Raw genomic sequence first — 11853 nt, 5'->3', positions numbered from 1 at the left:
GGAGCGACGCGAGTCGCGACTGCGGCATTACGACTGCGTCGAAAGGTTCGCCGTAGTTGCGTTGTCGCGGTCGCGGCTTGCGCCGCTCCTACAGGGAGCGGCCGCGAGGGCGGCGCGGGTCAGTAGAGTTTGCGTTCGCTCTTCGGCGGCGGCGACCACTGGTAGAGCCAGGTTTCGCTGAGCGCGCCGCTGGCGTCGCGCAGGAACAGGCGCAGGTCGAGCTGTTCGGTGCCGTCGCCCGGCGGCACTGCGTCGAACATGACCCGGTAGCCGTCGATCTCGTGCAAGGGGCGGCAGGAGATGGTTTCCAGCTTGCCCTTGGAGATCTGCACCACCGGCTCGACGGTGGCGTCGCGCTTGGACAGCGCGGCCAGGTCGCCGCCGGCGAAGTCGACGGCGAAGCGCCAGGAGAAATAATCGCGCTTGAAGCCGATGCGTCCGCCCAGGCCGGTGCGGGTGGCCACGCAATGGGCGAGCTTGGGCACCGCCGGCGGTTGCGCGCCCCAGTACAGGCGGTAGCCGTACAGCAGCTCCTGGCCGGCCTGCGGTTTCTCGCGCGGGTTCCAGAACGCGACGATGTTGTCGAAGGTTTCGTCCAGGGTCGGGATTTCCACCAACTGCACCGAGCCCGCGCCCCAGCCTTTTTTAGGTTCGATCCACAGGCACGGACGCTTGTCGTAGAACACGCCGTCGTCCTGGTAGTGATCGAAGTTGCGGTCGCGCTGGAGCAGGCCGAAGCCGCGCGGGTTCTCGTCGGCGAACATGTTGAAACGCAGGTATTCGGGGTTGCACAGCGGACGCCAGATCCATTCGCCGCTGCCGGTCCAGATCGACAGGCCGTCGGTGTCGTGGATCTCCGGGCGCCAGTCCCAGTCCATGCGGCGGTCGTTCTCGCCGACCTGGTACATGCTGGTGCACGGGCCCAGGCCGAGGCGTTCGATGGTCTTGCGCGGGTACAGCGCGCAGTCGATGTCCATCAGCAGCACCTCGCCCGGGGTGATGGCGAAGCGGTAGGCGCCGGCGATGCTGGGCGAGTCGAGCAGGCCGTAGACCACGACGGTGTCGGAGCCCTTGGCCGGGCGCTCCAGCCAGTAGGCGACGAAGTCGGGGAATTCCTCGGCGTGACCGCTGCCGGTGTCGATCGCCAGGCCGCGCGCGGACTGGCCGTACTGGCCCTCGGCGCCGACCGCGCGGAAGTAGCTGGCGCCCAGGAACGCGGCGAAGTCGCGCTCGGGGTCCTTGCGGGTGTTGAGGCGGAAGCCGGCGAAGCCCAGGTCCGGCGGCAGCGGCGTGCCGGGCTTGAGGCCGCTGGCGGCGCGGTCGAACATTTCCGGGTCGTAGGCCAGTTCGCGCGCCTGGCCGTCGGCCAGTTCGAACATGCGCACCGGCGACTTGAAGAACAGGCCCAGGTGGAAGAACTGGGCGAGGAACTTGCCGTCGCCGTCGCCCCACAGCGCGTGGTCGCGGCGGAAGCGGATCGACTGGTACTGATCCCAGTTGAGCGCGGCCAGCGACGGGGGCAGGGTGGTGCTGCGCGGCACGTAGGCCTTTTGCGCCAGCGCGCGCGCCTGGCCCTTGAGGGTGGCGTAGTCGAACGGCTGCGGCGCGCCGAGCTTTTTCGGCGTGGCCGGGCCGGCCAGGGCCAGCGCGGGCAGGGGCAGGCCGAACGAGGCCAGGGCGGCGGCCGCGGATTGGAGGAACTGGCGTCGGATCATCGGGCAGGCGACGTCGTGGCGGGGGAGGCGAACATGCTAGCCAATCCGGCCGGGACGGTGGTTAGGCCGATGTCGAGCCCGGCGGTGGGTCACGTTTGCGGCGGCTTTCATCCCTTGGCCGGCGTCGCGACGCGAGCCGGAGCGCGGTCGTACTCCGGCACCGGGCGAACCACTGCGTGCGCTGCCGGTGAGGCGCCGCCGGGGCAGGGCGTGCGGCGTTCAGCCCGAGCCCCGGAGCGCGTCGGAAACGCTCCGGCGAGGTCTTAGAATATCGCCATGCTTCGACTCACCGACCTTCGCCTGCCGCTGGATCACAGCGAGCAAGCGCTCACCGACGCCATCGCCGCCCGCCTGGGCATCGCCGCGGCCGACATCGCCGGCCACAGCATCGCCAAGCGCAGCTACGACGCGCGCAAGCGCGGCGGCATCGAGCTGATTTATTCGCTGGACATCGACACGCCGCGCGAGGCCGAGGTTCTTGCGCGCCTGGGCGCGGCCGAGCCCGACGGCGACGCGCCGGTTGTCGGGAAGCCCGCCTCCCGTACACCGGCCGGCAAATCGTCGGCGCCGGCCAGCACCGGCAAAGTGCTGCCCACGCCCGACACCGCGTACAAGTTCGTCGGCCGCGCGCCCGCGTCCCTGCCGCTGCGGCCGATCGTGATCGGCATGGGCCCCTGCGGCCTGTTCGCCGCCTTGATCCTGGCGCAGATGGGCTTTCGCCCGATCGTGCTGGAGCGCGGCAAGGCGGTGCGCGAACGTACCGTCGACACCTTCGGCCTGTGGCGCAAGCGCGTGCTCAATCCCGAATCCAACGTGCAGTTCGGCGAAGGCGGCGCGGGCACCTTTTCCGACGGCAAGCTCTACAGCCAGATCAGCGACAAGCTGCATCACGGCCGCAAGGTGCTGACCGAGTTCGTCCAGGCCGGCGCGCCGGAAGAGATCCTTTACGTCAGCAAGCCGCACATCGGCACTTTCCGCCTGGTGTCGATGGTCGAGAACATGCGCGCGACCATCGAATCGCTGGGCGGGGAAATCCGCTTCTCGCAGCGGGTCGAGGACGTTCTGATCGAGAACGGCCAGGTGCGCGGCGTGGTCACCGCCGACGGCCAGCAGCTGCGCGCCGATCACGTGGTCTGCGCGCTCGGCCACAGCGCGCGCGACACCTTCAAGATGCTGCACGAGCGCGGCGTGTACATGGAGGCCAAGCCGTTCTCGATCGGTTTTCGCATCGAACATCCGCAATCGCTGATCGACGCCGCGCGCTTCGGCCCGCAGGCCGGCCATCCGATTCTCGGCGCGGCCGACTACAAGCTGGTACATCACTGCCGCAACGGCCGCTCGGTCTACAGTTTCTGCATGTGCCCGGGCGGCACGGTGGTGGCCGCGGCCAGCGAGCCCGGCCGCGTGGTCACCAACGGCATGAGCCAGTACTCGCGCAACGAACGCAACGCCAACGCCGCGATCGTGGTCGGCATTTCGCCCGAGGACTACAAGCCTTACGACGACAGCGGCTCGCCGCTGGCCGGCATCGCTCTGCAACGGCATTGGGAAGCGCAGGCGTTCGCGCTCGGCGGCGGCGAATACGAAGCGCCCGGACAGCGCGTCGGCGATTTCCTCGCCGGCCGCGCCTCGACCGCGCTCGGCGCGGTCCAGCCCTCGTACACTCCGGGCGTGCGCTTGAGCGATCTGAGCGCGTCGCTGCCCGATTACGCGATCGCCGCGATCCGCGAAGCCTTGCCGGCGTTCGACAAGCAGATCAAAGGCTTCGCCATGGCCGATGCGATGCTGACCGGCGTGGAGACACGCACGTCCTCGCCGCTGCGCATCACCCGCGGCGTCGACGGCCACAGCCTCAACACCCGCGGCTTGTTCCCGGCCGGGGAGGGCGCCGGTTACGCCGGCGGCATCCTGTCGGCGGCGGTGGACGGCATCAAGGCGGCCGAGGCGGTGGCGATGAGCCTGCTCGGCGGGATCGACCGCGCGGCCTGAGCGGCGCGGCTGCGCGCGGCAGAACCTAGCTGGCAGGCGCCGGAAGTCGCCAGGACTTCCGGCCGTGTCGGCCGCCGCCGGCGCGCGGCTAAGGTCGGCCGATCTTGCCCACGAATGGAGTCGTCATGCCGGCCGTCCGCCGCGTCCTTCTCGCCGCCGCCTGCGCGGTCGCCCTGTCCGGCTTGAGCCTGGCGCCGGTATTCGCCGCCGCCACCGCTGTGCCGGCGACGCAAGCCGCCGAAGACGCCGAACTGCGCGCCCTGGCCGAACGCCTGCTGGCCGAAAACGCGCCCGCCGACGCGCCCGGCATCGCCGTGCTGGTCGCGCGCGGCGACCGCGTGCTGTTCCGCGGCGCGCGCGGCCTGGCCGATGTCGAACTCGGCGTGCCGCTGACCCCGGAACAGACCTTCCGCATCGGTTCGGTGACCAAGCAGTTCTCCGCCGCCGCCCTGCTCAAGCTGGTCGAAGCCGGCAAGGTCGGGCTCGACGACCCGCTGTCGAAATACGTGAAGGGCTATCCCAACGGCGACGCGATCAAGGTGCGGCACTTGCTCGACCACACCTCCGGGGTGAAGAGCTACACCGGCATCGACGGCTACATGCGCGAGTCGATCAAGCGCGAACTGAGCACGCAGGAACTGATCGCGGTGTTCAAGGACCTGCCGGCCGACTTCGCCCCGGGCCAGGACTTCCGTTACAACAATTCCGGCTATGTGCTGCTCGGCGCGGTGATCGAAGCCGCCAGCGGCCAACCCTGGCACGAGTACCTGCGCCAGAGCCTGCTGCAGCCGCTCAAGCTCGAACACACCCGCTATGGCGATGTGCACGCGCTGATTCCCGGCATGGTCGAGGGCTACACCCGCCGCGACGGCGCGGTCGCGCCGATGGATTTTCTCGACATGAGCCAGCCGCACGCGGCCGGCGCGCTGGTGTCCACGCTCGACGATCTGCTGCGCTGGAATCGCGCTCTGCACGGCGGCCAGGTGCTCAGCGCGGCGGACTATCGCGACATGGTCACCGCGCACGGCAAGGCCAAACAGGGCGCTTACGGCTATGGCTACGGCATCGGCCGGATGGCGGTGCGCGGGCGCAACGGCTACGCGCACAGCGGCGGGATCTTCGGCTTCGCTTCGTATCTGCTGTATCTGCCCGAGCGCGAGATCAGCGTGGCGGTGCTGAGCAACAGCGACAGCGGCGCGCCGGGCAGCGCGGGGCTGGAGCCGATCGTGCGCAAGCTGGCCGCGGCGGCGCTCGGCGATGCGTATCCGCAGATCGCGCCGGTGGCGGTGGACGCGCAGACCCTGCGCCAGGCCGAGGGCGTGTACCGCCAGACCGAGCCCGCGCGTTCGTGGGCGCTGCGCGTCGACGGCGGCGGCTTGAGCATGCAGCGCGTCGGCGGCGGCGCGCCGGCGAAGCTGGTCGCGGTCGGCGCCGGCGAGTTCGTCTATCCCAACGGCATCGCCCGGCTGAAGCTGGTGCGCGATGGCGCGGGCACGGTGACCGCGGTGGACTATTTCGAAGACGGCGCCGGCGAGGCCCAGCGCAGCCAACGCACGCAGGACCCGCTGCCGCCGCGTTGAAGCGACCCCGCGGCCGGCGCCGGCGCGGCGCGGATGTGCGCAATTTGCCGCTCCGCCGTTCCGGCGCAGCGGTAACGGCGACCCATGCCCAATGGCAGGGGGCCGGCGCGCCGGGGCGGTGAGTAGGATGCGTCCTCGTGTCCCGCGTCCCGGAGTCCTTACATGCGCCCAATGCGCCCATCCCCGCTCGCCCTGTTGCCCCTGCTGATCGCCGCCGCGCTGCCGCTGCACGGCGCGCGCGCGCAGACCGCGCCGCCGCAGGACCGGCCGTACCCGGGCACGCTGCAACTGGACGTGGACGCCAGCGACATCGCCCGGCGCGTGCTGCGCGCGCGCCAGCGCCTGCCGGTGCAGGCCGGGCCGCTGACCCTGCTGTTCCCGCAGTGGATCCAGGGCAACCACTCGCCGACCGGGCCGATCGACAAGCTCGCCGGCCTGCGCGTGCGCGGCAACGGCCAGGCCATCGCCTGGACCCGCGATCCGCTGGACGTGTACGCGTTCAAGCTCGACGTGCCGCAAGGCGTGAGCGAGCTGGAGGTCGAGTTCGACATGCTCACCCCGACCGCCAGCGGCCAGGGCCGGGTGGTGATGACCGCCGACTTGCTCAACGTGCAGTGGAATCAGGTCGCGCTGTACCCGGCCGGCTACTACGCGCGCGGCATCCAGGTCGCGCCGAGCCTGAAGCTGCCGCCGGGCTGGCAGGCCGGCACCGCGCTGGAGCTGGACGCGCGCCAGGGCGACACCTTGCGCTTCCGCCCGGTGCCGCTCAACACGCTGCTGGACTCGCCGGTGTTCGCCGGCCGCCACTACAAGCAGATCGATCTGGCCCCGGGCGCGAAGATCCCGGTGCGGCTGAACCTGGTGGCCGATGCGGCCAAGTACCTGGAGGCCAAGCCCGAGCAGCTCAAGCCGCATCGCGATCTGGTCACGCAGGCGGTCAAGCTGTTCGGCTCGCAGCCTTACGACCATTACGACTTCCTGCTGTCGCTGTCGGGGCAGATGAGCGGCATCGGCCTGGAGCACCACCGCTCCAGCGAGAACGGCGTCGACACCGACTACTTCACCGGTTGGGACGGCAGCAGCACGCTCGGCCACGACCTGCTCGCGCACGAGTACACCCACGCCTGGAACGGCAAATTCCGCCGCCCGGCCGGGCTGGTGGCGGGCAACTTCAACCAGCCGCTGCGCGACAGCCTGCTGTGGGTGTACGAGGGCCAGACCCAGTATTGGGGCTTCGTCCTGGCCGCGCGCTCGGGGCTGTGGAAGCCCGAGTTCGCGCGCGACGCGCTGGCGCTGGTGGCGGCGCGCTACGCCGAGGACCGGGCGGGGCTGAGCTGGCGTTCGATCCAGGACACCACGCTCGACCCGGTGATCGCGATGCGCCGCTCCAAGTCGTATTCGAGCTGGCAGCTCAGCGAGGACTACTACAGCGGCGGCCAGCTGGTGTGGCTGGCGGTCGACGCCAAGCTGCGCGCGCTCAGCGGCGAGAAGCGCTCGCTCGACGATTTCGCCCGCGCCTTCTTCCACGGTGCCGACGGCGACTACGAGGTCAAGCCTTACGAGTTCGAGGACGTGGTCGCCGCGCTCGACAAGGTCGCGCCGTTCGACTGGGCCGGATTCCTGCGCGAACGCCTGGACGCGCGCACCGCGCCGCTGGACGGCCTCGCCGCCAGCGGCTGGAAGCTGAGCTTCGCCGACACGCCCAGCGAGGCCGGCAAGTTCGCCGAGAGCGACCGCAAGAACACCGATCTGACCTATTCGCTGGGCCTGACCTTGTCCAACGACAACACCGTCGGCGCGGTGCGCTGGGACGGCCCGGCGTTCAACGCCGGCATCGCCCCGGGCAGCACGCTGATCGCGATCAACGGCTACAGCGCCAGCGGCGAGCGGCTCAAGGACGCGGTCGGCGCGAACAAGGACGGCAAGCAGCCGATCGAGCTGATCGTGCGCAACGGCGAGGTGGTGCGCAGCGTGCGCATCGATTACCGCGGCGGCCTGCGCTATCCGCGCCTGGAGCGCATCGACGGCGCGCCGGACCGGTTGTCGAAGATCTTCGCGCCGAAGTGAGCGCGTTCGCGGCCCGACCGGCGGCCGCCGCATCGCGGCGCCGACTGCGCGACACTACGGCGTCATGAACGAGAACGCCGAAAGAGAACCCGCGCACTACCTGCTGATCGACTTCGAAGCCACCTGCTCCGACGACGGCTCGCTGCCGCGCCAGCACATGGAAATCATCGAGATCGGCGCGGTGATGGTCGAGACCGCCTCGCTGCGCGTCGTCGACGAATTCCAAAGTTTCGTGCGGCCGGTGCGGCATCCGCGCCTGACCGCGTTCTGCACCGCGTTGACCACCATCGGCCAGGCCGACGTCGACGCCGCGCCCGGTTTCGCCGCGGCCGCGGCCGCGCTGAAGGCGTGGCGCGCGGCGTATCCGGATTTGATCTGGGGCTCGTGGGGCGACTACGACCGCAATCAGCTGCGCCAGGACTGCGAGTTCCACCGCGTGCCCGACCCGGTCGGCGCCGCGCACCGCAACATCAAGCGCCTGTTCGCCCAGCGCGAAGGCTCGGGCCGCAAGTTCGGCCTCGACGGCGGCGTGCGCCGCGCCCGGCTCGAGTTCGCCGGCACCCACCACCGCGGCATCGACGATGCCCGCAACATCGCCCGGCTGCTGCCGTACGCGCTGGGCCGGGCCGAGTTTCCGCGCGAGCGGCGCTGAGCGCGCCGTTGGCGGGCGCGCTGTCCGCGATTTGTCCGCAATGCGGCGCTAGAGTCGGCCTCGCCACGGGCCGCCGCCCGCTGAGGAGGACACCGCCATGTACGGATTGATCGGCCGCATGAAAGCCGCGCCGGGTCAGCGCGAGGCGCTGATCGCGCTGTTGCTGGACGACGTCGGCGCGATGCCGGGCTGCCACAGCTACGTGGTCGCGCGCGACCCCGGCGATGGCGATGCGATCTGGATCACCGAGGTGTGGGACAACGCCGCCAGCCATCGCGCGTCGCTGTCGTTGCCGCAGGTGCAGGCGGCGATCGCCAAGGCCAAGCCGTTGATCGCCGGGTTCGATTCGCATGTGGAGACCGAGCCGGTCGGTGGGCATGGGTTGCCGGCGGTGGGGTGAGCGGTTGGGGTTTCGACGGGTCAGTGCGTGCGGGGCCGCGGGCATAGCCGTTTGCGCCGTAGCCGCGGTGTCGCGGTCGCAGCTTGCGCAGCTCCTACAGGGGGCTGTCGGTACAGCGCGAAGGTCGGGTGGCTACCTGTAGGAGCGGCGCGAGCCGCGACCGCGGAGTAGCCGGTCGCAGCGTATGCACGGGTTGCGACCGGCGCTCAATCCGCCGCGTCGCTTTCCCGCACCGCCGCCCCACGCCGCCGCCACAACATGCTGTGAAGCACCCCATCGCGGCGAATCAGCCCGTGATGCAGCGCCGCCCCCAGATGCAGCAGCACCAGCGCGAACAACGCATAGGCCAAGGTGCGATGCAGCCAGCGCAGGGCCGCGAACCAGCTCGGGTCGAACGGCGCGATCGGCGGCAGCCGCAGGCCGGCGCCGAGTTCGACCGGATAGCCGCCCGCCGACAGCATCGCCCAACCGATCAGCGGCATCGCCAGCATCAGCGCGTACAGCAGCCAGTGCGAGGCGTGCGCGGCGAAGCGTTGCGCCGTGCCGAGTTCGCGCGGCAGCGGCGGCGGGCGCCGCCACAGCCGCAGCGCCAGCCGCAGCAGCGCCAGGGCCAGGATCGCGATGCCCAAAGGTTTGTGCAGCGCCAGCAGCCAGGCGTGACGTTCCGACACGCTCGCGACCATGCCTGCGCCGACGAACAGCATCGTCAGCAGCATCAATGCCATCAGCCAGTGCAGCGCGCGCGACGGCCACCAGAACATCGTGTCGTCGCGGCCAACCGCGGCGGAATCCTGACCGGCGAAGCCCGCGTCATCGCGGATCGCCTCATCGCGTCGGGTCTGATCAATGTTCATCGCGCAGCCTCCTGCGGCGGACGGCCGCCGGCGCGCGCTTCCTCGGCGGTGCGGCGGCGGTAGGACTCGGCGTAAGCGGCCGAGCGCGCCGGCAGCAGCGGATCGGCCGAGGCGAGGATGCCGTCGGGCAGCACCATCGGGTCGTAGTTGATGTCGCGGCATTCGCCGCTGGCCTGGTCCTGGGCGCGTTCGACGATCACCGTGCCGGCGTCGATCTGTTCGCGCTGCGCGGGCCAGACCTGGGTGGCGTCGTCGACCGGATCGCCGGTCGCGGCCAGGGTCGCCCACAGCTTCCAGCGCAGCGGGCCCTGGGCCAGACGGCGTTCGAGTTCGGCGGCCAGCGCGTCGGTGTCCTGCGCGCCCAGCGGCGCGGCCGCGGCGCCGTTGTCGGGGTCGACCCGCCAGCGCACCGCGTGGCGCGCGCCGTCGGCGGCGACGAAATAGAACGCGTTGAGGCCGTAGTAGCTGTCGGTGGCGTAGCTGGCGGACGGCTTGCGGTCCTTGATCCAGGCGCGGAACGCGGCGGTTTCCGGGTGCGCTTCGAAGAAGGCCTTTTGCTTGGCCGGATCGGGCTTGCCGGTCGCCGGGTCGGGCGCAGTGGCGCGCAGTTGTTCGAAGAAGGCCTGCGGCGTGGCGACCGGGAACACCGGCATGTTGTTCATGCCGGTGCGCCATTGCTGGCCGTCGGGCTGGGTCAGGCGCAGGGCGAAGCTGCGGATCGGCACGCCGCCGTCGGGCGCGTAGGGGTTGCCGCCGGGCAGGGCGAAGCGGCCGACCAGGGGCGTGCTTGCGCCGGCGGCGAACACGGCCGCGCGCGAGTAGGCCGCGGCCGCGCCGCTGCTGTCGAAGCGGCCGATCACGCACACGCCCTTGGCGTGGTTGCGGCGGTAGCCCGGGTGCAGGCCGCCGTTGGTCTGCAGTTGATCGACCACGCGCGCCGGCGTCAGCCGCTGCGGATCGAGATAGCCGGCGACATAGGCGAAGGCGCCGGCAAGGCCGCCGACCGCGAGCGCGATCAGGGCCCAGCGGGCGAGCGGGAAGGGTGGGCGGGGCGGCGCGGAGGGTTCGTTCATGGCGGGTGCGTGGCGTCGGTTGGCTGCGTCAGGGGTACGACGCGCGGCGGCGCGGCTTATTCCCGGCCCGATGCGTTTGCCGGGGACGGGAATAAACTGGGCCCGGCGGCGTCCCACCGGACGAACCCCTGCGAACCGCGCCCATGTCCCCGCACGAACTCGACCAGGCCCTGCGCGACCACCTGCCCTCGCTGCGGCGCTTCGCCCGCTGGCTGGCGCGCGACCCGCACGCCGCCGACGACCTGGTGCAAAGCGCGCTGGAGCGCGCCATCGGCGGCTGGCACCAGCGCCGCGACGAAGCGGCCCTGCGGCCGTGGCTGTTTTCCATCCTGTACCGCCAGTTCCTCGACGGCCAGCGCCGCGCCCAGCGCTATGCCGGCCTGCTCGCGCGCATCGGCCTGGGCGCGCCGGACAGCCAGCCTTCGGCCGAGCGCGAAGTGATCGCGCGCTCGGCCCTGGACGCGCTGCAGCAGTTGCCGGTGGAGCAGCGCAGCCTGCTGCTGTGGGTGTCGGTGGAAGGCCTGAGCTATCAGGAAGTGGCCGACATCCTCGAGGTTCCGATCGGCACGGTGATGTCGCGCCTGTCGCGCGCGCGCCAGGCCCTGCGCCGGCTCAGCGACGGCGAGACGCCGGCGCCGCCGCTGAGGCTGCTGAAATGACCGCGCCGCATCGCCGCCACGCCCCGTTTTCGCTTGCGAGTTCCGCATGAGCCACGTCCCCGACGAACACGACCTGCACGCCTACATCGACGGCCGCCTGGACCCGGCGCGCCGCGCCGAGGTCGAGGCCTGGCTGGCGCGCCAGCCCGAGCGGCTGGCCGAACTGCAGGCCTGGCAGCGCGACGCCCAGCAATTGCGCGCCGGTCTCGCCGGCGCGCTGCCGGCGCCGGATCCCGCGCTCGACCCGGCGCGCCTGCGCGCCGGCCTCGCGCGCCGCCGCCGCGCGCGCTACGCGGTCGCCGCGAGCGTGCTGCTGAGCCTGGGCGTGGGCGCGATCGGCGGCTGGCAGGCGCGCGAATGGAGCCGCGCTCCCGCGCCGATGCTGGCCGGGGTCGCGCCGATGGCCGACGCGATCGCCGCGCACCGGTTGTTCGCCGCGCGCCACGACCTGCGCAGCGACATCCCCGGCGGCGACGTGCAGCCGTGGCTGGACGCGAACTTCAGCCAACCCATGCGCCTGCCCGACCTCAGCGCCGCCGGCTACCGCCCGGTCGGCGCGCGCGCGCTCGCCACCGACCAGGGCGCCGCGGCGCTGGTGGTGTACCAGGACGCGGCCGGCGCGGCGATCAGCTTCTACATCCGCCCGCCCGGCCCGCGCCACCACATGCTGCCGCGCGGCGACCGCCGCGACGGCGGCCTGCTCGCGCAGTACTGGTCGCGCGGCGGCTACAACTACGCAATGGTCAGCGCCGGCGACGACGCCAGCGCGCAGGTGGTGCGGCGGGCGTTGCAGGCGATTTGAGGCCGAGCCGCTGAGCGCTGTCGCGGTCGCTCCCTGTAGGAGCGGCGCAAGCCGCGACCGCG

The 11853-nt window shown here is 71.5% G+C and carries 10 protein-coding genes; 7 read left to right on the top strand and 3 right to left on the bottom strand.

Annotation, left to right across the window (positions count from 1 at the left end):
• Positions 1-119: 119 nt before the first annotated feature.
• Complete coding sequence (locus BLU84_RS23960) at positions 120-1715, bottom strand: OpgD/OpgG family glucan biosynthesis protein (protein WP_074873196.1); 1596 nt, start codon at positions 1713-1715, stop codon at positions 120-122.
• A 276-nt stretch (positions 1716-1991) separates the two neighbouring features.
• On the opposite strand from BLU84_RS23960, the gene BLU84_RS23955 reads away from it, so the two are divergent.
• From BLU84_RS23955 to BLU84_RS23935, 5 genes are all read left to right on the top strand, one after another.
• On the top strand, positions 1992-3704 hold the full coding sequence (locus tag BLU84_RS23955; RefSeq protein ID WP_074873194.1) for an NAD(P)/FAD-dependent oxidoreductase: 1713 nt from the start codon (positions 1992-1994) through the stop codon (positions 3702-3704).
• A 125-nt stretch (positions 3705-3829) separates the two neighbouring features.
• Complete coding sequence (locus tag BLU84_RS23950; protein ID WP_074873191.1) at positions 3830-5284, top strand: serine hydrolase domain-containing protein; 1455 nt, start codon at positions 3830-3832, stop codon at positions 5282-5284.
• 171 nt (positions 5285-5455) lie between these two features.
• Positions 5456-7351, top strand: coding sequence for a M61 family metallopeptidase (locus BLU84_RS23945; protein ID WP_074873188.1), 1896 nt, complete (start codon positions 5456-5458; stop codon positions 7349-7351).
• Positions 7352-7415: 64 nt separating this feature from the next.
• Positions 7416-8003, top strand: a complete 588-nt coding sequence (locus BLU84_RS23940; RefSeq protein ID WP_074873185.1) for a 3'-5' exonuclease — start codon at positions 7416-7418, stop codon at positions 8001-8003.
• A gap of 97 nt (positions 8004-8100) precedes the next feature.
• Positions 8101-8403: a putative quinol monooxygenase gene (locus BLU84_RS23935; protein WP_074873181.1), complete on the top strand. Its 303-nt coding sequence runs from the start codon at positions 8101-8103 to the stop codon at positions 8401-8403.
• Positions 8404-8609: 206 nt separating this feature from the next.
• Here BLU84_RS23935 and BLU84_RS23930 read toward each other — a convergent pair whose 3' ends face one another.
• Both BLU84_RS23930 and BLU84_RS23925 read right to left on the bottom strand, forming a co-directional pair.
• Positions 8610-9164 carry a cytochrome b gene (locus tag BLU84_RS23930; protein WP_074873284.1) on the bottom strand — a complete coding sequence of 185 codons (555 nt, stop codon included), beginning with the start codon at positions 9162-9164 and terminating at the stop codon, positions 8610-8612.
• 89 nt (positions 9165-9253) lie between these two features.
• Entirely contained in the window at positions 9254-10330 is a 1077-nt protein-coding gene (locus BLU84_RS23925; RefSeq protein WP_074873177.1) for a catalase family peroxidase, read from the bottom strand.
• A 143-nt stretch (positions 10331-10473) separates the two neighbouring features.
• Here BLU84_RS23925 and BLU84_RS23920 point away from each other — a divergent pair, with 143 nt between their 5' ends.
• Complete coding sequence (locus BLU84_RS23920) at positions 10474-10989, top strand: RNA polymerase sigma factor (protein WP_074873174.1); 516 nt, start codon at positions 10474-10476, stop codon at positions 10987-10989.
• Positions 10990-11035: 46 nt separating this feature from the next.
• Complete coding sequence (locus BLU84_RS23915) at positions 11036-11791, top strand: anti-sigma factor family protein (protein WP_074873171.1); 756 nt, start codon at positions 11036-11038, stop codon at positions 11789-11791.
• Positions 11792-11853: the final 62 nt, after the last annotated feature.

It is taken from the genome of Lysobacter enzymogenes, assembly GCF_900106525.1.
GTDB classification, from domain to species: domain Bacteria; phylum Pseudomonadota; class Gammaproteobacteria; order Xanthomonadales; family Xanthomonadaceae; genus Lysobacter; species Lysobacter enzymogenes.
The sequence above is the reverse complement of the archived record's forward strand: the minus strand, read 5'-3'. Positions and strand labels throughout refer to the sequence as shown.